At 62.3% G+C, this 21,167-nt stretch carries 18 protein-coding genes; 16 read left to right on the top strand and 2 right to left on the bottom strand.

Annotated elements, in window-relative coordinates:
• Window positions 1-67 precede the first annotated feature (67 nt).
• The gene (gene nifJ, locus GVK32_RS10530) at window positions 68-3,583 is read right to left on the bottom strand and encodes a pyruvate:ferredoxin (flavodoxin) oxidoreductase (protein WP_159869175.1); all 3,516 of its coding nucleotides are present in this window, start codon (window positions 3,581-3,583) and stop codon (window positions 68-70) included.
• Window positions 3,584-3,987: 404 nt separating this feature from the next.
• On the opposite strand from nifJ, the gene nifH reads away from it, so the two are divergent.
• From nifH to nifM, 14 genes are all read left to right on the top strand, one after another.
• Window positions 3,988-4,869: a nitrogenase iron protein gene (gene nifH, locus GVK32_RS10525; protein ID WP_041145585.1), complete on the top strand. Its 882-nt coding sequence runs from the start codon at window positions 3,988-3,990 to the stop codon at window positions 4,867-4,869.
• A gap of 16 nt (window positions 4,870-4,885) precedes the next feature.
• Window positions 4,886-6,334 carry a nitrogenase molybdenum-iron protein alpha chain gene (nifD, locus tag GVK32_RS10520; protein ID WP_159869172.1) on the top strand — a complete coding sequence of 483 codons (1,449 nt, stop codon included), beginning with the start codon at window positions 4,886-4,888 and terminating at the stop codon, window positions 6,332-6,334.
• Window positions 6,335-6,389: 55 nt separating this feature from the next.
• Complete coding sequence (gene nifK, locus GVK32_RS10515; RefSeq protein WP_159869169.1) at window positions 6,390-7,952, top strand: nitrogenase molybdenum-iron protein subunit beta; 1,563 nt, start codon at window positions 6,390-6,392, stop codon at window positions 7,950-7,952.
• A 38-nt stretch (window positions 7,953-7,990) separates the two neighbouring features.
• The gene (gene nifT, locus GVK32_RS10510) at window positions 7,991-8,209 is read left to right on the top strand and encodes a putative nitrogen fixation protein NifT (RefSeq protein ID WP_159869166.1); all 219 of its coding nucleotides are present in this window, start codon (window positions 7,991-7,993) and stop codon (window positions 8,207-8,209) included.
• Window positions 8,210-8,219: 10 nt separating this feature from the next.
• Window positions 8,220-8,882: a NifB/NifX family molybdenum-iron cluster-binding protein gene (locus GVK32_RS10505; protein ID WP_159869163.1), complete on the top strand. Its 663-nt coding sequence runs from the start codon at window positions 8,220-8,222 to the stop codon at window positions 8,880-8,882.
• Window positions 8,883-9,076: 194 nt separating this feature from the next.
• Window positions 9,077-10,450: a nitrogenase iron-molybdenum cofactor biosynthesis protein NifE gene (nifE, locus tag GVK32_RS10500; protein ID WP_159869160.1), complete on the top strand. Its 1,374-nt coding sequence runs from the start codon at window positions 9,077-9,079 to the stop codon at window positions 10,448-10,450.
• Window positions 10,451-10,460: 10 nt separating this feature from the next.
• Window positions 10,461-11,846 carry a nitrogenase iron-molybdenum cofactor biosynthesis protein NifN gene (gene nifN / locus GVK32_RS10495; RefSeq protein WP_159869157.1) on the top strand — a complete coding sequence of 462 codons (1,386 nt, stop codon included), beginning with the start codon at window positions 10,461-10,463 and terminating at the stop codon, window positions 11,844-11,846.
• Complete coding sequence (locus GVK32_RS10490; RefSeq protein ID WP_076947533.1) at window positions 11,833-12,303, top strand: NifB/NifX family molybdenum-iron cluster-binding protein; 471 nt, start codon at window positions 11,833-11,835, stop codon at window positions 12,301-12,303. The genes nifN and GVK32_RS10490 overlap by 14 nt, the downstream gene beginning before the upstream one ends.
• Window positions 12,304-12,498: 195 nt before the next feature.
• Window positions 12,499-13,323: a Fe-S cluster assembly protein NifU gene (nifU, locus tag GVK32_RS10485; protein ID WP_159869154.1), complete on the top strand. Its 825-nt coding sequence runs from the start codon at window positions 12,499-12,501 to the stop codon at window positions 13,321-13,323.
• Between the two features lie 29 nt (window positions 13,324-13,352).
• Window positions 13,353-14,555: a cysteine desulfurase NifS gene (nifS, locus tag GVK32_RS10480; protein ID WP_159869151.1), complete on the top strand. Its 1,203-nt coding sequence runs from the start codon at window positions 13,353-13,355 to the stop codon at window positions 14,553-14,555.
• 13 nt (window positions 14,556-14,568) lie between these two features.
• Window positions 14,569-15,711: a homocitrate synthase gene (gene nifV / locus GVK32_RS10475; protein WP_159869148.1), complete on the top strand. Its 1,143-nt coding sequence runs from the start codon at window positions 14,569-14,571 to the stop codon at window positions 15,709-15,711.
• A complete protein-coding gene (locus GVK32_RS10470) occupies window positions 15,711-15,971 on the top strand; it encodes a nitrogenase-stabilizing/protective protein NifW (RefSeq protein WP_132511187.1) in 261 nt (86 codons plus the stop codon). Before nifV ends, GVK32_RS10470 begins: the two co-directional genes overlap by 1 nt.
• Entirely contained in the window at window positions 15,968-16,408 is a 441-nt protein-coding gene (locus tag GVK32_RS10465) for a nitrogen fixation protein NifZ (RefSeq protein WP_159869145.1), read from the top strand. Before GVK32_RS10470 ends, GVK32_RS10465 begins: the two co-directional genes overlap by 4 nt.
• 2 nt (window positions 16,409-16,410) lie before the next feature.
• On the top strand, window positions 16,411-17,211 hold the full coding sequence (nifM, locus tag GVK32_RS10460) for a nitrogen fixation protein NifM (protein WP_159869142.1): 801 nt from the start codon (window positions 16,411-16,413) through the stop codon (window positions 17,209-17,211).
• 23 nt (window positions 17,212-17,234) lie between these two features.
• On the opposite strand, the gene GVK32_RS10455 is transcribed toward nifM, so the two are convergent.
• Window positions 17,235-17,765 carry a flavodoxin gene (locus GVK32_RS10455; RefSeq protein WP_159869139.1) on the bottom strand — a complete coding sequence of 177 codons (531 nt, stop codon included), beginning with the start codon at window positions 17,763-17,765 and terminating at the stop codon, window positions 17,235-17,237.
• A 320-nt stretch (window positions 17,766-18,085) separates the two neighbouring features.
• On the opposite strand from GVK32_RS10455, the gene nifL reads away from it, so the two are divergent.
• Entirely contained in the window at window positions 18,086-19,573 is a 1,488-nt protein-coding gene (gene nifL, locus GVK32_RS10450) for a nitrogen fixation negative regulator NifL (RefSeq protein WP_159869136.1), read from the top strand.
• Complete coding sequence (nifA, locus tag GVK32_RS10445; RefSeq protein ID WP_159869133.1) at window positions 19,570-21,144, top strand: nif-specific transcriptional activator NifA; 1,575 nt, start codon at window positions 19,570-19,572, stop codon at window positions 21,142-21,144. Before nifL ends, nifA begins: the two co-directional genes overlap by 4 nt.
• Window positions 21,145-21,167 lie beyond the last annotated feature (23 nt).

Raw genomic sequence — 21,167 nt, 5'->3', positions numbered from 1 at the left:
ACGGAAAGTCGTTAAAGAGCAAATCCCTCTGCATTGTCTCCTTTCATCCTGACTCTGCGGCTCGGCGTTACTCGTCCCCGGCCAGCGACTGATACTTCCTGAACCGCTCTCTGGCATCCTCCTCCGTCCGTTCGAACAGCGCGTCCGCGAGATGTGGCGTGGTTTTGTGCAGCGAGGCATAGCGCACCTCGCCGAGCAGAAAGTCGCGGAAGCTCTCTTCAGGCTCTTCGGAATCAAGGACAAACGGCGTCCTGCCTTCCGCCTTGCGCTGCGGATGATAGCGCCACAGGTGCCAGTATCCCGCCGCCACCGCGCGTTTCGCCTCCCGCTGGCTGCAGCTCATCCCGGCCTTTAGCCCGTGGTTGATGCAGGCGGCATAGGCAATCACCAGCGACGGTCCCGGCCAGGCCTCGGCTTCCGCAATCGCGCGCAGGGTCTGATCTTTATCGGCCCCCATCGCAATCTGCGCGACGTAGACATTGCCGTAGCTCATCGCCATCATGCCGAGGTCTTTCTTACCGGTGCGTTTGCCCTGGGCGGCAAATTTGGCGATAGCCGCCGTCGGGGTCGATTTCGACGACTGCCCGCCGGTATTGGAGTAGACCTCGGTATCAAACACCAGGATATTGACGTCCTCCCCGCTGGCCAGCACGTGATCGAGACCGCCGAAGCCGATATCGTACGCCCAGCCGTCACCGCCAAATATCCACTGCGAGCGCCGGGTAAAGTAGTCCCGGTTCTGCCAGAGCTGCTCGAGCAGCGGAGACTGCTCTTTCTCCTGCGCCAGTTGTTCGCTTAGCCGGTCCGCGCGCTCGCGGGTTCCCTCCCCCTCATCTTGCTGCGCCAGCCACTGGCTCATCGCCGCTTTAAGCGCCTCGCTCACCGGCAGCGCCAGCGCCGAGGTCATATCATCGGCGATCTGTTTGCGGACAGCCTGGCCGCCGAGCATCATGCCGAGGCCAAACTCGGCATTGTCTTCAAACAGCGAGTTTGCCCACGCCGGGCCATGGCCGCGATGGTTGGTGGTATAGGGAATGGATGGCGCGCTGGCCCCCCAGATAGAGGAGCAGCCGGTGGCGTTGGCAATCATCATCCGGTCGCCAAAAAGCTGGGTGATAAGGCGCGCATAGGGCGTCTCCCCGCAGCCGGCGCAGGCGCCGGAAAACTCCAGCAGCGGCGTCTCAAACTGGCTACCTTTAACCGTGGTTTTACGAAACGGATTGCTTTTCGGCGCCAGCGCCAGCGCGTAGTCCCAGACCGGCGCCATTCGGCGCTGGCTATCGAGAGGCTGCATTTTCAGCGCCTTGCCGCGTGAAGGGCAGGTATCGACGCAGTTACCGCAGCCGGAGCAGTCCAGCGGCGAGATAGCCAGATGGTAGCCGTACTCCTTCGCCCCCTGCGCGGGCTTGCTCAACAGCGCCGCCGGCGCCGCATCCAGCTCGTCGCCGCTCAGCAGCGCCGGGCGGATCGCCGCGTGCGGGCAGATGAAGGCGCACTGGTTACACTGCGTACAGCCGTCGGGATCCCAGACCGGCACCTCCAGCGCAATGCCGCGCTTCTCCCATGCGGCGGTACCCGACGGAAACGTGCCGTCCTCCATGCCGATAAAGGCGCTAACCGGCAGCTGGTCGCCGCGCTGGCGGTTCATCGGCTGCAGGATGTCGCGGATGAAGTCCGGCATCAGGACCGAGGGCTGCGGGGTCGGTTCATCCAGCGTCGCCCAGTGCGGCGGAACCGTCACCTGATGCAGCGACGCCATGCCGAGGTCAATCGCCCGCTGGTTCATCTCAATGACGCGTGCCCCCTTGTTGCCGTAGCTCTTTTCCACCGCCTGCTTGAGATAGTTCGCGGCGGTCTGCGGATCGATAATCGCCGCCAGCTTAAAGAACGCCGCCTGCATCAGCATATTAAAGCGCCCGCCCAGCCCGAGCTCGCGGGCAATATCAACGGCGTTGAGGGTGTAAAAGCGGATATTTTCCCGCGCCAGATAGCGCTTAAAGCCGACGGGCAGGTGCTGCTCAAGCTCGGCATCGGACCAGCAGCAGTTGAGCAAAAAGGTGCCCCCCGGCTTTAACCCATCCAGCAGCTCATAGCGTTCAACCCAGGACTGCTGCGAACAGGAGATAAAATCCGCCCGGTGGATCAGATAGGGCGAGGTAATCGGCCGGTCGCCGAAGCGCAAGTGCGAAACGGTAATGCCGCCAGATTTTTTCGAGTCGTAGGAAAAATAGGCCTGCGCGTAGAGATCGGTCCTGTCGCCGATAATCTTGATCGCGCTTTTATTCGCCCCAACCGTGCCGTCCGAGCCCATCCCCCAGAATTTACAGGCGGTGATGCCCGCGTGAGAAACCTCCAGCGTCTTCTGGCGCGGCGGCAATGAGGTAAAGGTGACATCATCGATAATCCCCAGCGTGAAGCCATCCATCGGCAGCGGCCTGTTGAGATTGTCAAACACGGCGGCGATATCGTTGGGCAGAACGTCCTTCCCGCCCAGCGCATAGCGGCCGCCGACAATCAGCGGCGGATCGTCGTGCTGATAGAAAGCGTTTTTAATCTCCAGACACAGCGGCTCGGCCTGAGCCCCGGGCTCCTTAGTACGATCGAGTACGGCAATGCGCCGGACGGATGTCGGCAGCTGAGCAAAGAAGTGCGCCAGCGAAAAGGGGCGGAACAGGTGTACGCTGAGCAAGCCGACCTTCTCTCCCGCCGCGTTCAGCGTCTCCACCACCTCCTGGATGGTATCGCACACCGATCCCATCGCGATAATCACCCGTTCGGCATCCGCCGCGCCGGAATAGTTGAACAGATGGTACTCCCGTCCGGTGATGGCGCTGATTTGCGCCATATAGCCTTCGACCAGCTCGGGAAGAGCCTGGTAAAAGCGGTTCCCCGCTTCCCGCTCCTGAAAGTAGATATCCGGGTTTTGCGCGGTGCCGCGAATGACCGGATGATCCGGATGCAGCGCGTTACGGCGAAAGCTCTCCAGCGCGGGCCGGTCGAGCAGCGTTTCCAGCTGCTCATACTCCAGCACCTCGATTTTTTGAATTTCGTGCGAGGTGCGAAAGCCGTCGAAGAAATTAATGAACGGGATACGCCCCTTTATCGCCGCCAGGTGCGCCACGGCGGAGAGGTCCATCACCTGCTGAACGTTGTTCTCCGCCAGCATCGCGCAGCCGGTCTGGCGAACCGCCATCACGTCCTGATGATCGCCGAAGATATTGAGCGAGTTGGTCGCCAGCGCTCGGGCGCTGACGTGAAAAACCCCCGGCAGCAGCTCACCGGCAATTTTGTAGAGGTTGGGGATCATCAGCAGCAGCCCCTGCGATGCGGTATAGGTGGTGGTGAGCGCCCCGGCCTGCAGCGCCCCGTGCACCGCCCCCGCGGCGCCGGCTTCCGATTGCATCTCCATCAAGCGCACCGGCTGGCCAAACAGGTTCTTTTTCCCCTGTGCCGCCCATTCATCGACGTTTTCCGCCATCGGCGTGGAGGGCGTGATCGGGTAGATAGCCGCCACATCGGTAAAGGCGTAGGAGATCCAGGCCGCCGCGGCGTTGCCATCCATTGTTTTCATTTTTCCGGACATTGTTCATTCCTCGAAGGTGAGAGGCATCTTCGCCGCAACAGCTGGCGGCAAACCCTGTATGTGCCTCAAGCACAGCCCGTGCCAGCTCGCGCATAGCGGAATAGTTTGTGTTAATTCAGAGGATTAGGTGTCAGGAAGCGCGCGATGACGCGAAGAAATTGCGCGGAATAAGACACGGCGCGCGACAAGCTGTTGAACAGCCGACAAATCGTCCCCTTAGCAGCTGGCCTGCGGAATTGTTCTGTTTCCCACATTTGGTGGCCCTATTGTGCCGTTTTGTTTTACGTCCGCCGCGGTCGATAAAATTTAACTGATTATTTATCAATTAGTTAAATTGATTGGCACGGCTGGTATGTTCCCTGCACTTATCTGGTGGCAAACACTCAACAACAGGAGAAGTCACCATGACCATGCGTCAATGCGCTATCTACGGTAAAGGCGGTATCGGCAAATCCACCACCACCCAGAACCTCGTCGCCGCCCTGGCGGAGATGGGTAAGAAAGTGATGATCGTCGGCTGCGATCCGAAGGCGGACTCCACCCGCCTGATCCTGCACGCTAAAGCACAGAACACCATTATGGAGATGGCTGCGGAAGTGGGCTCGGTGGAGGACCTCGAGCTCGAAGATGTCCTGCAAATCGGCTACGGCGACGTGCGCTGCGCAGAATCAGGCGGCCCGGAGCCAGGCGTCGGCTGCGCGGGGCGTGGGGTGATCACCGCAATCAACTTCCTCGAGGAGGAAGGCGCCTACGAGGACGATCTCGATTTCGTGTTCTATGACGTGCTCGGGGACGTGGTCTGCGGCGGTTTCGCGATGCCGATCCGAGAAAATAAGGCCCAGGAGATCTATATCGTCTGCTCCGGCGAAATGATGGCGATGTACGCCGCCAACAACATCTCCAAGGGGATCGTTAAGTACGCCAAATCCGGCAAGGTCCGCCTCGGCGGCCTGATCTGTAACTCGCGTCAGACCGACCGGGAAGATGAGCTGATCGTGGCGCTGGCGGAGAAGCTCGGCACCCAGATGATCCACTTCGTGCCGCGCGACAACATTGTGCAGCGCGCGGAAATTCGCCGGATGACGGTTATTGAGTACGACCCGAACTGCCAGCAGGCCAATGAGTACCGCACCCTGGCAAACAAGATCGTCAACAACACCATGAAGGTGGTGCCGACGCCCTGCACCATGGATGAACTGGAGTCGCTGCTGATGGAGTTCGGCATCATGGAAGAAGAAGACACCAGCATCATTGGTAAAACCGCCGCCGAAGAAAACGCGGCCTGAGCACAGGACAATCATCATGACCAACGCCACAGGCGAGCGTAATCTCGCGCTAATCCAGGAGGTCCTGGAAGTCTTTCCCGAAACCGCGCGTAAAGAGCGCAGAAAGCACATGATGGTCAGCGATCCGCAAATGGAGAGCGTCGGCAAGTGCATTATCTCTAACCGTAAATCGCAGCCCGGGGTGATGACCGTACGCGGCTGCGCCTACGCCGGCTCCAAAGGGGTGGTATTCGGGCCCATTAAGGATATGGCCCATATCTCCCACGGGCCGGTCGGCTGCGGGCAGTACTCGCGCGCCGGGCGTCGCAACTACTTCACCGGGGTCAGCGGCGTCGACAGCTTCGGCACCCTCAACTTCACCTCCGATTTTCAGGAGCGCGACATCGTCTTTGGCGGTGATAAAAAGCTCACTAAGCTGATTGAAGAGATGGAGCTGCTGTTCCCGCTCACCAAGGGCATCACCATCCAGTCGGAGTGTCCGGTGGGGCTTATCGGCGATGATATCAGCGCGGTCGCCAACGCCAGCAGCAAGGCGTTGGATAAGCCGGTGATCCCGGTGCGCTGCGAAGGATTTCGCGGCGTATCGCAGTCGCTGGGGCACCATATTGCCAACGACGTGGTTCGCGACTGGGTGCTCAATAATCGTGAGGGGCAGCCGTTTGCCTCCACCCCTTACGATGTGGCAATCATCGGTGATTACAACATCGGCGGCGACGCCTGGGCCTCGCGCATTCTGCTCGAAGAGATGGGCCTGCGGGTGGTCGCCCAGTGGTCCGGCGACGGCACCCTGGTTGAGATGGAGAACACCCCTTTCGTTAAGCTGAATCTGGTCCACTGCTACCGTTCGATGAACTACATCGCCCGGCACATGGAAGAAAAGCATCAGATCCCGTGGATGGAGTACAACTTCTTCGGCCCGACCAAAATCGCCGAATCGCTGCGCAAAATTGCCGACCAGTTTGACGACATCATTCGCGCCAACGCCGAGAAGGTGATCGCCAAATACGAGGGGCAAATGGCGGCGATTATCGCCAAATATCGCCCGCGGCTGGAGGGGCGCAAGGTACTGCTCTATATGGGCGGCCTGCGTCCGCGGCACGTCATTGGCGCCTATGAAGATCTCGGCATGGAGATCGTCGCCGCCGGCTATGAGTTTGCCCATAACGACGACTACGACCGCACCCTGCCGGACCTCAAGGAAGGCACCCTGCTGTTCGATGACGCCAGCAGCTACGAGCTGGAGGCGTTTGTCAAAGCGCTGAAACCCGACCTTATCGGCTCCGGGATCAAGGAGAAATATATCTTCCAGAAAATGGGGGTTCCGTTCCGCCAGATGCACTCGTGGGACTACTCCGGCCCGTACCACGGCTACGATGGTTTCGCCATTTTTGCCCGCGATATGGATATGACCCTAAACAACCCGGCGTGGAACGAACTGATCGCCCCGTGGCTGAAGTCTGCGTGATTGCCCATTTACTGTCCCGTTAGTTCACCGATTTGTGGCGCGGGAGGAGAACACCATGAGCCAAACGATTGATAAAATTGATAGCTGTTATCCGCTATTTGAACAGGACGAATACCAGGAGATGTTCCGCAGCAAGCGGGTACTGGAAGAGGCGCACGATGCGCAGCGCGTGCAGGAAGTTTTCGCCTGGACCACCACCGCCGAATATGAAGCGCTGAACTTTCAGCGCGAGGCGCTGACCGTTGACCCGGCGAAAGCCTGTCAGCCCCTTGGGGCGGTGCTCTGCTCGCTGGGGTTTGCCAACACCCTGCCCTACGTTCACGGCTCCCAGGGGTGCGTGGCCTATTTTCGCACCTACTTTAACCGCCATTTCAAAGAGCCGATCGCCTGCGTGTCCGACTCGATGACCGAAGATGCGGCGGTCTTCGGCGGCAACAACAATATGAATATTGGGCTGCAGAACGCCAGCGCGCTCTACAAACCGGAGATCATCGCGGTCTCTACTACCTGCATGGCGGAGGTTATCGGCGACGATCTGCGGGCGTTTATCGCCAACGCCAAAAAGGACGGTTTTGTCGATAGCAGCATTGCCGTGCCGCACGCCCATACGCCAAGCTTTATCGGTAGCCACGTCACTGGCTGGGACAATATGTTCGAAGGGTTCGCCAAAACCTTTACCGCCGACTATGAGGGGCAGCCGGGCAAGCTGCAAAAGCTCAACCTGGTGACCGGCTTTGAGACCTATCTCGGCAACTTCCGCGTGCTGAAGCGGATGATGGCGCAGATGGCTGTGCCGTGCAGCCTGCTCTCCGACCCGTCTGAGGTCCTTGATACCCCCGCCGACGGTCACTATCGGATGTATGCCGGCGGCACCACCCAGCAGGAGATGAAGGAGGCCCCGGACGCCATCGATACGCTGCTCCTGCAGCCGTGGCAGCTGCTGAAAAGCAAAAAAGTGGTGCAGGAGATGTGGCGCCAGCCGGCGACCGAGGTGGCGGTCCCGCTGGGGTTGGCCGCCACCGACGAGCTGCTAATGACCGTCAGCCAGCTCAGCGGCAAGCCGATTGCCGACGCCCTCACCCTTGAACGCGGGCGGCTGGTTGACATGATGCTCGACTCCCACACCTGGCTGCATGGCAAGAAATTTGGCCTCTACGGCGACCCTGACTTTGTGATGGGGCTGACCCGCTTCCTGCTGGAGCTCGGCTGCGAACCGACGGTTATCCTCAGCCATAACGCCAACAAGCGCTGGCTGAAGGCGATGAAGAAAATGCTGGAGGCCTCGCCCTACGGTCGCGACAGCGAAGTGTTCATCAACTGCGATTTGTGGCACTTCCGTTCGCTAATGTTCACCCGTCAGCCGGACTTTATGATAGGCAACTCCTACGGCAAATTTATCCAGCGCGACACCCTGGCGAAGGGCAAAGCCTTTGAAGTCCCGCTTATTCGCCTCGGATTTCCGCTGTTCGACCGTCACCATCTGCACCGCCAGACCACCTGGGGCTATGAAGGCGCGATGAACATCGTCACCACGCTGGTGAACGCCGTGCTGGAGAAGCTGGATAACGACACCGGCCAGTTAGGCAAAACCGACTACAGCTTCGACCTTGTCCGTTAACCATTAGCCGCCCCGCGCAAGCGGGGCCTGGAGGGGCTATGCCTATCGTGATTTTTCGTGAGCGCGGCGCGGATCTGTATGCCTATATCGCCAAACAGGATCTGGAAGCACGGGTGATACAGATTGAGCATAACGACGTTGACCGTTGGGGCGGCGCGATTTCGCTGGAGGGCGGCGGGCGCTACTACGTCAACCCGCAGCCGGCGCGGCCCGCCTTCCCGATAAGCCTGCGGGCAATCCGCAATACGCTGATATAAGGAGCTGGAGATGTCCGACAACGATACCCTTTTCTGGCGTCTGCTGGCGCTATTCCAGACGCTGCCGGATCTGCCGCCGGCGCAAATCTTAGACTGGCTGGCGCAGGAAAGCGGCGAGACCCTGACCCCGGAGCGCCTGGCCACCTTAACGCAGCCGCGCCTCGCCGCCACCTTTCCGTCAACCACCGCCGTTATGTCCCCCGCCCGCTGGTCGCGGGTGATGGCCTGCCTGCGGGGCGCGCTGCCCGTTCATCTGCGCATCGCCCGCCCCGCGCAGCGGAAGCCGCAGCTGCTGGCCGCATTCTGCTCCCAGGACGGCCTGCTCATTAACGGCCACTTCGGCCAGGGGCGCCTGTTTTTTATCTATGCCTTCGATGAGCAAGGCGGCTGGCTGCACGATCTGCGCCGCTATCCGTCAGCGCCGGACCGCCAGGAGGCCAGCGAAGTGCGTGCCCGGCTGGTCGACGATTGCCAGCTGCTGTTCTGCCAGGAGATCGGCGGTCCCGCCGCCGCCCGGCTAATCCGCCACCAGATCCATCCGATGAAAGCGCCGCCCGGTACCGCTATTCAGGCCCAGTGCGAGGCCATCAACACCCTGCTGGCCGGGCGCCTGCCGCCGTGGCTGGCGAAGCGACTTCACAGGGATAACCCGCTGCAGGAGCGTGTCTTTTAACCCCTGCTATTTGCCCGTTGCCCGCTGACCTCGCGGGCTTTTTCTCTCGTCCCCGGTCCACGCCCCACAACATTCTCGTCCCATTGTGGGCTTTGTCGCAAAGCTCACAAGCCTTTCTCCTTAAAAATCAATGTCCATCGCGTGGATCGCGAATTGCATTTCCATCATCATCCCCCACGGTCAACGAGGTCACTATGAAGGGAAATGAAATTCTGGCGCTGCTGGATGAGCCCGCCTGCGAACATAACCATAAACAGAAGTCCGGCTGTAGCGCGCCAAAACCCGGCGCCACCGCCGGCGGCTGCGCGTTCGACGGCGCCCAGATAACCCTGCTGCCGATCGCCGACGTGGCGCATCTGGTGCATGGCCCCATCGGCTGCGCCGGCAGCTCATGGGATAACCGCGGCAGCATGAGCTCCGGGCCGAATATTAACCGGCTGGGGTTCACCACCGATCTTAATGAGCAGGATGTGATCATGGGCCGCGGCGAACGCCGCCTGTTTCACGCGGTTCGCCATATCGTTACCCGCTACCACCCGGCGGCGGTCTTTATCTACAACACCTGCGTGCCGGCAATGGAGGGCGACGACCTGGAGGCGGTTTGTCAGGCCGCGCAGACCGCCACCGGCGTGCCGGTTATCGCCATCGACGCCGCCGGTTTTTACGGCAGCAAAAATCTCGGCAACCGGCTGGCCGGCGAGGTGATGGTCAAGCGGGTTATCGGCCAGCGCGAACCGGCCCCCTGGCCGGAGGCATCCCCATTCGCCCCGGAGCATCGCCACGACGTTGGCCTGATCGGCGAATTTAATATCGCCGGGGAGTTCTGGCACATTCAGCCGCTGCTCGATGAGCTGGGGATCCGCGTGCTCGGCAGCCTCTCCGGCGACGGCCGCTTTGCTGAAATCCAGACCATGCACCGGGCGCAGGCCAATATGCTGGTCTGCTCGCGGGCGTTAATCAACGTCGCCAGATCGCTGGAGCAGCGCTACGGCACACCGTGGTTCGAAGGCAGCTTCTACGGCATCCGCGCCACCTCCGACGCCCTGCGTCAGCTGGCGACCCTGCTGGGCGATGACGACCTGTGCCGCCGCACCGAGGCGCTGATTGCGCGCGAGGAGCAGGCGGCGGAGCTGGCGCTCAGGCCGTGGCGCGAGCAGCTGCGCGGGCGCAAAGCGCTGCTCTACACCGGCGGCGTTAAATCCTGGTCGGTGGTGTCGGCGCTGCAGGATCTGGGGATGAGCGTGGTGGCGACCGGCACGCGCAAATCCACCGAGGAAGATAAACAGCGGATCCGCGAGCTGATGGGCGAAGAGGCGGTCATGCTCGACGAAGGCAACGCCCGCACCCTGCTGGACGTGGTCTACCGCTACCAGGCCGACCTGATGATCGCCGGCGGGCGCAATATGTACACCGCCTACAAGGCCCGGCTGCCGTTTCTCGATATCAATCAGGAACGCGAGCACGCCTTCGCCGGCTATCAGGGCATCGTCACCCTCGCCCGTCAGATCTGCCAGACCATCAATAGCCCGGTCTGGCCACAAACCCATTCCCGCGCCCCCTGGCACTAAGGAGCACAGCATGGCAGAAATTTTTCGCACCGATAAACCGCTGGCGGTCAGTCCGGTTAAAACCGGCCAGCCGCTCGGCGCAATCCTCGCCAGCCTCGGGATCGGACACTGCATCCCGCTGGTCCACGGCGCGCAGGGCTGCAGCGCATTCGCCAAGGTCTTTTTTATTCAGCACTTCCACGACCCGGTGCCCCTGCAGTCGACGGCGATGGACCCGACCTCGACGATTATGGGCGCGGACGGCAATATCTTTACCGCCCTCGATACCCTGTGCCAGCGCAACACTCCGCAGGCCATCGTCCTGCTCAGCACCGGACTGTCGGAGGCCCAGGGCAGCGATATGTCCCGGGTCGTGCGCCAGTTCCGCGAGGAGTATCCCCGGCATAAAGGGGTGGCGATATTGACGGTCAACAGCCCTGATTTCTATGGCTCGATGGAAAACGGCTTCAGCGCCGTGCTGGAGAGCGTCATCGAGCAGTGGGTTGCGCCGACGCCGCGCGCCGGCCAGCGAAATCGCCGGGTCAACCTGCTGGTGAGCCACCTCTGCTCCCCCGGCGATATCGAGCTGCTGCGCCGCTACGTGGAGGCCTTCGGCCTGCAGGCAACGATCCTGCCGGACCTCGCACAATCGATGGACGGGCACCTCGCGCAGGGGGATTTTTCGCCGGTCACCCAGGGCGGGACGCCGCTGCGCCAGATAGAGCAGATGGGGCAGAGCCTGTGCAGCTTCGCCATCGGCGCCTCGCTGAGCCGGGCGTCCTCCCTGCTGGCCCGGCGCAGCCACGGCGAGGTTATCGCCCTGCCGCACCTGATGACCCTTGAGCACTGCGATACGTTCGTCCATCAGTTGGCGAAGATTTCCGGGCGCGGCGTTCCGCAGTGGATTGAGCGCCAGCGTGGACAGCTCCAGGACGCGATGATCGACTGCCACATGTGGCTCCAGGACCAGCGCATGGCGATGGCGGCAGAAGGCGATCTGCTGGCGGCGTGGTGCGATTTTGCCGCCAGCCAGGGAATGCGCCCAGGTCCGCTGGTCGCCCCCACCGGCCATCCCAGCCTGCGCCAGCTGCCGGTCGAACGCGTGGTGCCGGGGGATCTGGAGGATCTGCAAACCCTGCTCGGTTCCCAGCCCGCCGACCTGCTGGTGGCCAATTCTCACGCCTGCTACCTGGCGGAACAGTTCGCGCTACCGCTGATCCGCGCCGGCTTCCCTCTCTTTGACCGTCTCGGCGAGTTCCGCCGGGTGCGACAGGGCTACAGCGGGATGCGCGATACGCTGTTTGAACTGGCCAACCTGATGCGCGAGCGCCACCGCCACGTCGCCCTTTACCGCTCGCCGCTGCGCCAGAACGCCGAACCGCCCTTCACCCCAGGAGCCGATTATGCCGCCCATTAACCGCCAGTTTGACATGGTCCATTCCGACGAGTGGTCCATGAAGGTCGCCTTTGCCAGCTCCGACTATCGCCACGTCGACCGCCACTTTGGCGCCACGCCGCGGCTGGTGGTGTATGGCGTCAAGGCGGATCGGGTCACCCTGATCAGGGTGGTTGATTTCACGGTCGAAAGCGGCCATCAGGCGGAGAAGATCGGCCAGCGGATCCACGCCCTTGAGGACTGCGTCACCCTGTTCTGCGTGGCCATCGGCGATGCGATTTTTCGCCAGCTGCTGCAGGTTGGCGTGCGCGCAGAACGCGTGCCCGCCGACACCAAAATTGTCGATTTACTGCAGGAGATCCAGCTCTACTGGTACGCCAAAGAGCAGCGCAAAAGCGCCCGCAGGCGCGACCCGGAGCGCTTTACCCGGCTGCTCGAGGAGCAGGAGTGGCGGGAGGACCGCGAGCCGCGCGGCTAGCCCTGTCGTTTCTGTGACAAACCCCACAAAAAATAGCGACACTGTTGGGTGGTATTGTCAGATGTAGATTCTAACTCTTTAAAAATAAACATCTTTACGCATTGGTACTGCATTTGCTTGTTGATAGCTACCACCGTGTTTTCCGCGGTGGAACGCGCCCCGGCGTTTTCCGTCATCATCCCTGGAGCTGACAGCATGTGGAATTACTCCGAGAAAGTGAAAGACCATTTTTTTAATCCCCGCAACGCGCGCGTGGTGGACAACGCCAACGCGGTGGGCGATGTCGGTTCATTGAGCTGCGGCGACGCGCTGCGCCTGATGCTGCGCGTTGACCCGCAAACTGAAATTATCGAGGAGGCCGGGTTCCAGACCTTTGGCTGCGGCAGCGCCATCGCCTCCTCTTCCGCGCTGACGGAGCTGATCGTCGGCCGCACGCTGGCCGAAGCCGGAGAGGTCACCAACCAGCAGATCGCCGACTACCTCGACGGACTGCCGCCGCAGAAAATGCACTGCTCGGTGATGGGTCAGGAGGCGCTGCGTGCGGCCATCGCCAACTTTCGCGGCGAGAGCCTCGACGAAGAGCATGAAGAGGGTCGGCTGATTTGCAAATGCTTCGGCGTCGATGAAGGGCATATCCGCCGCGCGGTGCTCAACAACGGCCTGACCACGCTTGAGGAGGTGATTAACTACACCAAAGCCGGCGGCGGCTGCACCTCCTGCCATGAACAAATCGAGCTGGCGCTGGCGGCGATCCTCGCCGAACGGCCGCAGAAGCCCCTCCCCGTCGCCAGCAGCAAAGATCCGCACTGGCAGAGCGTGGTCGACACCATCGCCGAACTGCGCCCGCATATTCAGGCCGACGGCGGGGATATGTCCCTGCTCAACGTCGCCAACCACCAGGTCACCGTCAGCCTTTCCGGCAGCTGCAGCGGCTGCATGATGACCGACATGACCCTTGCCTGGCTGCAGCAAAAGCTGATGGAACGTACCGGCTGTTATATGGAAGTGGTGGCGGCATAGGCCGCGGTTAACTGACCCAAGGGGACAAGATGAAACAGGTTTATCTCGATAACAACGCCACCACCCGGTTAGACCCGATGGTTCTCGAAGCGATGATGCCCTTTTTAACCGATTTTTACGGCAATCCCTCGTCCATTCATGATTTTGGCGTTCCGGCCCAGGCGGCGCTGGAGCGGGCGCATCAGCAGGCAGCGGCGCTGCTCGGGGCGGAGTATCCCAGCGAGATCATTTTTACCTCCTGCGCCACCGAGGCCACCGCCACCGCCATCACCTCGGCGGTGGCCCTGATGCCGGAGCGCCGGGAGATAGTGACCACCGCGGTTGAGCATCCGGCGACGCTGGCGGTCTGTGAACACCTGGAGCGCCAGGGCTATCAGATCCACCGTATCGCGGTGGACGGCAACGGCGCGCTGGATATGGCGCAGTTCCGGGCGGCGCTCACTCCCCGGGTCGCGCTGGTCAGCGTGATGTGGGCGAATAACGAAACCGGCGTCATTTTCCCGGTGGTCGAAATGGCGGAACTGGCCCATCAACAGGGCGCGCTGTTCCACTGCGACGCGGTGCAGGTGGTGGGCAAGCTGCCGATAGCGGTCGGCAAAACCGCCATCGACATGCTCTCCTGCTCGGCGCATAAGTTTCACGGCCCGAAGGGCGTCGGCTGCCTCTATCTGCGGCGGGGAACGCGCTTTCGCCCGCTGCTGCGCGGCGGCCATCAGGAGTACGGGCGGCGGGCCGGAACGGAAAACATCTCCGGGATCGTCGGCATGGGCGCGGCCTGCGAGCTGGCGCAGATCCATCTGCCGGGCATGGCGCAAACCGGCCTGCTGCGCGATCGCCTCGAACGATGCCTGCAGGCCTGCGTCCCATCGGTCATGGTGATGGGCGGTGGCCAGCCGCGCGTACCCGGCACGCTGAATCTGGCCTTTGAGTTTATTGAAGGTGAAGCGATCCTGCTGCTGCTCAATCAGGTCGGGATTGCCGCCTCCAGCGGCAGCGCCTGCACCTCTGGCTCGCTGGAGCCCTCGCACGTGATGCGGGCGATGAATATTCCCTACACCGCAGCCCACGGCACCATCCGTTTCTCCCTCTCGCGCTACACCCGGGAAAAAGAGATGGATTACGTCATTGCCATGCTGCCGCCGATTATTGAGCGCCTGCGGGCGCTGTCGCCCTACTGGCAGGACGGCAGGCCACATCCGACGGCAGATGCATTTACGCCGGTTTATGGCTAAGGCGGAGACGACGATGAGACGCGTGCTGATCAACGACACCACGCTGCGCGACGGCGAACAGAGCCCCGGCGTGGCCTTTCGCCCCAGTGAGAAGGTGGCCATCGCCGAGGCGCTGTATGCGGCGGGAATTACAGCGCTGGAGGTGGGAACCCCGGCAATGGGGGATGAGGAGCTTACGCGGATCCAACTGGTGCGCCGCCAGCTTCCCCACGCCACGCTGATGACCTGGTGTCGGATGAACGCGCTGGAGATCCGCCAGAGCGCCGATTTGGGCATCGACTGGGTGGATATATCCATTCCGGCCTCGGATAAGCTGCGGCAATATAAACTGCGCGAACCGCTGGCGCTGCTGCTGGAGCGGCTGGCGACCTTTATTCAGCTTGCGCGGACCCTTGGCCTGCAGGTGTGCATCGGCTGCGAAGATGCCTCCCGCGCCAGCGACCAGACCCTGCGCGATATTGCCCGGGTGGCGCAGGACGCCGGTGCGGCCCGCCTGCGCTACGCCGATACGGTTGGCATACTCGATCCCTTTACCACCTTCGAGCACATCTCGGCCCTGCGCGAAGCCTGGCCCGGCGACATCGAGATGCATGCCCATAACGATCTCGGCCTCGCCGCCGCCAATACGCTGGCGGCGGTGCGCGCCGGCGCCTCCAGCGTCAATACCACCGTGCTTGGCCTCGGCGAGCGCGCGGGCAACGCGGCGCTGGAAACCGTCGCCCTGGGCCTTGAACGCTGCCTCGGCGTTGAAACTGGCGTCTATTTTCCGGCCCTCCCCGCGCTCTGCCAGCAGGTGGCGGCGGCGGCGCTGCGCCCCATCGACCCGCAGCAGCCGCTGGTCGGCGAGCTGGTCTTTACCCACGAGTCGGGCGTCCACGTAGCGGCGCTGCTGCGCGATCGCGAGAGCTATCAGGCGATCGACCCGGCGCTGGTCGGCCGCAGCTACCGGCTGGTGCTGGGAAAACACTCCGGGCGTCAGGCGGTCAACGGCATTTTCGACGCCATGGGCTATCACCTCAGCTCAGCGCAAATTAACCAGCTGCTGCCCGCCATCCGCCGCTTTGCCGAGAACGGCAAGCGCAGCCCGCGGGACTATGAGCTGGTCGCGATGTATGACGAACTGTGCGGCGCTACCGCGCTGCGAACAGGGGGGTAATCATGGAGTGGTTTTATCAAATTCCCGGCGTGGACGAGCTGAGCTCCGCCGAGTCTTTCTTTCAGTTTTTCGCCGTACCCTATCAGCCGGAGCGGCTCGGCTGCTGCTGCCTGCCGGTGCTGGCGACCTTTCACCGCAAGCTGCGCGCCGAAGTCCCGCTGCAGAACCGGCTGGAAGAGAACGCCCGCGCCTCGTGGCTGCTGGCGCGACGGCTGCTTGCTGAAAGCTACCGGCAGCAGTTTCAGGAGGAGGACCAATGAGACCAAAATTCACCTTCAGCGATGAAGTGCGGGTGGTGCGCGCGATCCGTAACGATGGCACCGTGGCGGGCTTCGCCCCCGGCGAGCTGCTGGTCAGGCGCGGCAGCACCGGCTTTGTCCGCGACTGGGGCGTCTTTTTACAGGATCAGATTATTTACCAGATCCACTTTCCGCAGGGCGACCGGGTCATCGGCTGCCGCGAGCAGGAGCTGATCCCCATCGCCCAGCCGTGGTTGGCCGGAAATTTGCAGTATGGCGATACCGTCACCTGCCGGATGCCGCTGGCCGTCGGCGGCGTGGTGGTGGTTAACGTTGGTCAACAGGGGCGCATCGAGGCGACCGATCGGGGCGAGCGCGGCGACAGCTTTACCGTCGACTTTAGCGGCCGCTGGTTTACCGTGCCGGTTGGGGCCATCAGCCTCGTCGAGGAGAGATAATCATGAACGCATGGGAACGGTTTGGCCGCCAGCGCCTGGCGCGCAGCCGCTGGAACAGTGAACCGGCGGCATTAAACGCCGCCGACAGCCAGGCCTTTGAGCAGGCCTGGCAGCGCCAGCGTCAGATGGAGCTGGCTATCGTCACCCTGGCGCCGGCGCACGATATTGCGCCAGAGCTGAGGGATAGCGTGGCCGCGTCGCTTGGGATCTGGCTTAGCGAAGGCGGCTTTACCCCCGAGGAGCGAGCGGCCATCGTGCTGCATCACACCCGCCTGGAGATCGCCTTTGCCGTACTGGCGCAGCAGGTGCCGCAGCCGGACCCGTCAACGGTGCAGGCCTGGTATCTTCACCATCAGGCGCATTTTATGCGCCCGGAGCAGCGCCTGACCCGCCACCTGCTGCTGACGGTCGATGGCGACCTCGAGGCGGTTCATCGGCAAATTCTCGGGCTGCATCAGCAAATCAGCACCTCCCGCGATGCCTTTGCGCCGCTGGCGCAGCGCTATTCCCAGTGCCCGAGCGCGCTGGAGGGCGGACGCTTAGGCTGGATTAGTCGGGGATTGCTCTATCCGCAGCTGGAGACGGCGCTGTTTTCGCTCACGGAGGATGCGCTGAGCCCGCCGATCGCCAGCGAGCTGGGATGGCACCTGCTGTGGTGCGAAGCGATTCGCCCCGCCGTGCCGATGGAGCAGCAGCAGGCGCTGGAGAGCGCCCGCGATTATCTGTGGCAGCAAAGCCAGCAGCGCCATCAGCGCCGATGGCTGCAGGAGATGATTTCATGCCAGCCGGGGTTGTGCGGGTAGCCCTGGCGGCTACCCGCGAAAACTCACAGCACCACGCGTTTGATCTCCTCAAGCCAGCGGCTCAGGCGCTCTTCGCTGCGATCGAACTGGTTATCCTGGTCGAGAACCAGTCCCACAAACCGCTCTCCCTCCAGCGCCGATGAGGCGCTGAACGCATATCCCTCATTCGGCCAGCTGCCGATAATCTGCGCCCCGCAGCGGCTCAGGACATCATACAGCGGGCGCATTCCGCTGGCGAAGTTGTCCGGATAGCCCTGCTGATCGCCGAGACCGAATAGCGCCACGGTTTTACCGCTCAGGCTGATGCCGTCGAGGGCAGGGATAAATTCGCTCCACGATTCGCTCTCGCATCCGGCCGCAAGGCCCGGCAACTGCCCGTCGCCCAGCGTTGGCGTACCCAGCAGCAGCACCGGATAGGCCAAAAATGCCTCCAACGTCGTGCGGTTAATGTTGACCGGGGCATCCGCTACGCCGCCCAGTTGCTTGTGGATCAGTTTCGCAATTTTGCGCGTTTTGCCGGTATCCGTGCCAAAGAAAATGCCAATGTTCGCCATGTTACGCTCCTGTCGGGAAGGGGTTTAAAACACCAGTTGTCGGCAGGGGTATTGCGAAGACTGTGCCAGGTTTATTTGCACCACTGCGGCCCAGGTCTGCCCCATAACGATCGCCCCTTCGCCCTTCTTCCGCTCGCAGCGGGCCCTTCCGGGCCGCAGCAACGCAAAAATAACCCGATATTCCGCTGTTGGATCAATGTTTCATCAGGTCGCTTTGATAAGGGCTCACGATTTGCATGGTTATCAGGATGCGAATAACACCGCGCCGTTGGCGTCGCGGTGTCGGACAAATTGTCATAACTGCGACACAGGAGTTTGCGATGACCCTGAATATGATGCTCGATAACGCCGTGCCGGAGGCGATTGCCGGCGCGCTGACTCAACAACATCCGGGGCTGTTTTTTACCATGGTAGAACAGGCGTCGGTGGCGATTTCGCTGACCGATGCGAGAGCCAATATCATTTACGCCAATCCGGCGTTTTGCCGCCAGACCGGCTATTCGCTGGCGCAGTTGCTGAACCAGAACCCGCGGCTGCTGGCCAGCAGCCAGACGCCGCGCGAAATTTACCAGCAGATGTGGCAAACGCTGCTCCAGCGCCAGCCCTGGCGCGGCCAGCTGATCAATCAGCGCCACGACGGCGGGCTCTATCTGGTAGATATCGACATCACGCCGGTACTCAATCCCCAGGGCGAGCTGGAGCACTATCTGGCGATGCAGCGCGACATCAGCGTCAGCTACACCCTCGAGCAGCGCCTGCGCAATCACATGACGCTGATGGAAGCCGTGCTCAATAATATTCCCGCCGCCGTAGTAGTGGTCGACGAGCAGGATCGGGTGGTGATGGATAACCTCGCCTACAAAACCTTCTGCGCCGACTGCGGCGGGAAAGAGCTGCTGGTCGAACTGCAGGTTTCGCCGCGTAAAATGGGGCCCGGCGCGGAGCAAATTCTGCCGCTGGCGGTGCGCGGCGCGGTACGCTGGCTGTCGGTGACCTGCTGGGCGCTGCCCGGCGTCAGCGAAGAGGCCAGCCGCTATTTCGTCGACAGCGCCCCGGCGCGGACGCTGGTCGTTATCACCGACTGCTCGCAGCAGCGCCAGCAGCACGAGCAGGGCCGCCTCGACCGGCTCAAGCAGCAGATGACCGCCGGTAAGCTGCTGGCCGCCATTCGCGAGTCGCTCGACGCGGCGCTAATTCAGCTTAACTGTCCGATCAACATGCTGGCGGCGGCGCGGCGGCTGAACGGCGAAGGCGGCGGTAACGTGGCGCTGGAAGCGGCGTGGCGCGAAGGTGAAGAGGCGATGGCCCGCCTGCAGCGCTGCCGGCCCTCCCTGGAGCTGGAGAGCAACGCCGCCTGGCCGCTGCAGCCCTTCTTCGACGATCTGTGCGCGCTCTACCGCACCCGCTTCGACGATCGCGGCGTGCTGCTGGTCGATATGGCCTCCCCGCACCTGATCGGCTTCGGCCAGCGCACGCAGCTGCTGGCCTGCTTAAGCCTGTGGTTTGACCGCACGCTGGCCCTCGCCGCCGAGCTGCCCTCCGTGCCGCTGGAGATGCAGCTCTACGCCGAAGAGGAAGAGGGCTGGCTTTCGCTCTACCTCAACGACAATGTGCCGCTACTGCAGGTGCGCTATACTCACTCCCCCGACGCCTTAAACTCTCCCGGCAAGGGGATGGAGCTGCGGCTCATCCAGACCCTGGTCGCCCACCATCGCGGTGCCATCGAACTCACTTCCCGCCCGCAGGGGGGAACCTGCCTTGTTCTGCGCTTCCCCCTCTTTAACACCCTGAACGGAGGCGAGCTATGACCCACAAACCCGACCCAGACACCACCGTCAGGCGCTTTGACCTCTCTCAGCAGTTCACCGCCATGCAGCGCATCAGCGTGGTGCTGAGCCGCGCCACCGAGGCCAGCAAGACGCTCCAGGAGGTGCTGAGCGTGCTGTACAACGACGCCTTTATGCAGCACGGCATGATCTGCCTTTACGATAGCGAGCAGGAAATTCTCAGCATCGAAGCGCTACAGCAGACGGATGGCCAGACGCTGCCGGGCAGTACGCAGATCCGCTACCGGCCGGGGGAAGGACTGGTCGGCACCGTGCTCGCGCGGGGCCAGTCGCTGGTGCTGCCGCGCGTCGCCGACGATCGGCGCTTTCTCGACCGCCTCAGCCTCTATGATTACGATCTGCCGTTTATCGCCGTGCCGCTGATGGGGCCCAACTCTCAGCCCATTGGCGTGCTGTCGGCCCAGCCGATGGTGCGTCAGGACGAGCGTCTCCCGGCCTGCACGCGGTTTCTTGAAACCGTGGCTAACCTGATAGCCCAGACCATTCGCCTGATGATCCTCCCGACCTCCGCGCAGCAGCCAGCTCAGCCCCTCGCCAGAGCCGAGCGGCCGCGCACCTGCGCGCCTGTGCGCGGTTTTGGCCTCGATACGATGGTCGGTAAAAGCCCGGCAATGCGCCAGATTATGGAGATTATTCGTCAGGTCTCCCGCTGGGATACCACGGTGCTGGTACGCGGCGAGAGCGGAACCGGGAAAGAGCTGATTGCCAATGCCATTCACCATAACTCGCCGCGCGCCGCCGCCGCGTTCGTCAAGTTTAACTGCGCGGCGCTGCCGGATACCCTGCTGGAGAGCGAGCTGTTTGGTCATGAGAAAGGCGCCTTTACCGGGGCGGTGCGGCAGCGCAAAGGCCGCTTTGAGCTGGCGGACGGTGGCACCCTGTTTCTCGATGAGATTGGCGAAAGCAGCGCCTCATTCCAGGCTAAGCTGCTGCGTATCCTGCAGGAGGGAGAGATGGAGCGCGTGGGCGGCGATGAAACCCTGCGGGTAAACGTGCGCATTATCGCGGCGACCAACCGCCATCTGGAGGAGGAGGTGCGGCTGGGGCATTTCCGCGAGGATCTCTACTATCGCCTCAACGTGATGCCTGTCGTCCTGCCCCCGTTGCGCGAGCGCCAGGAGGATATCGCCGAGCTGGCGCATTTTCTGGTACGCAAAATCGCCCAAAATCAGGGGCGGTCGCTGCGGATCAGCGACGGGGCGATCCGCCTGCTGATGGAGTACAGCTGGCCGGGAAACGTGCGCGAGCTGGAAAACTGCCTTGAGCGTTCGGCGGTGATGTCGGAGAGCGGACTGATCGACCGGGACGTGATTTTGTTCAATCACTACGACACGATGCCGAAAACGCAACCCGCCAGCGGCCCGTCAGAGGATGGCTGGCTCGATAATACCCTCGATGAGCGCCAGCGGCTGATCGCCGCGCTGGAAAAAGCCGGCTGGGTGCAGGCCAAAGCGGCGCGCCTGCTCGGGATGACGCCGCGCCAGGTCGCCTATAGGATCCAGATTATGGACATCGCCATGCCGCGAATCTGACCCGTCGTGTGAGGTTCAGGACA

The sequence above is a fragment of the Klebsiella sp. 18074 genome, from assembly GCF_902705905.1.
Classification (GTDB): Bacteria; Pseudomonadota; Gammaproteobacteria; order Enterobacterales; family Enterobacteriaceae; genus Klebsiella; species Klebsiella terrigena.
The sequence above is the reverse complement of the archived record's forward strand: the minus strand, read 5'-3'. Positions and strand labels throughout refer to the sequence as shown.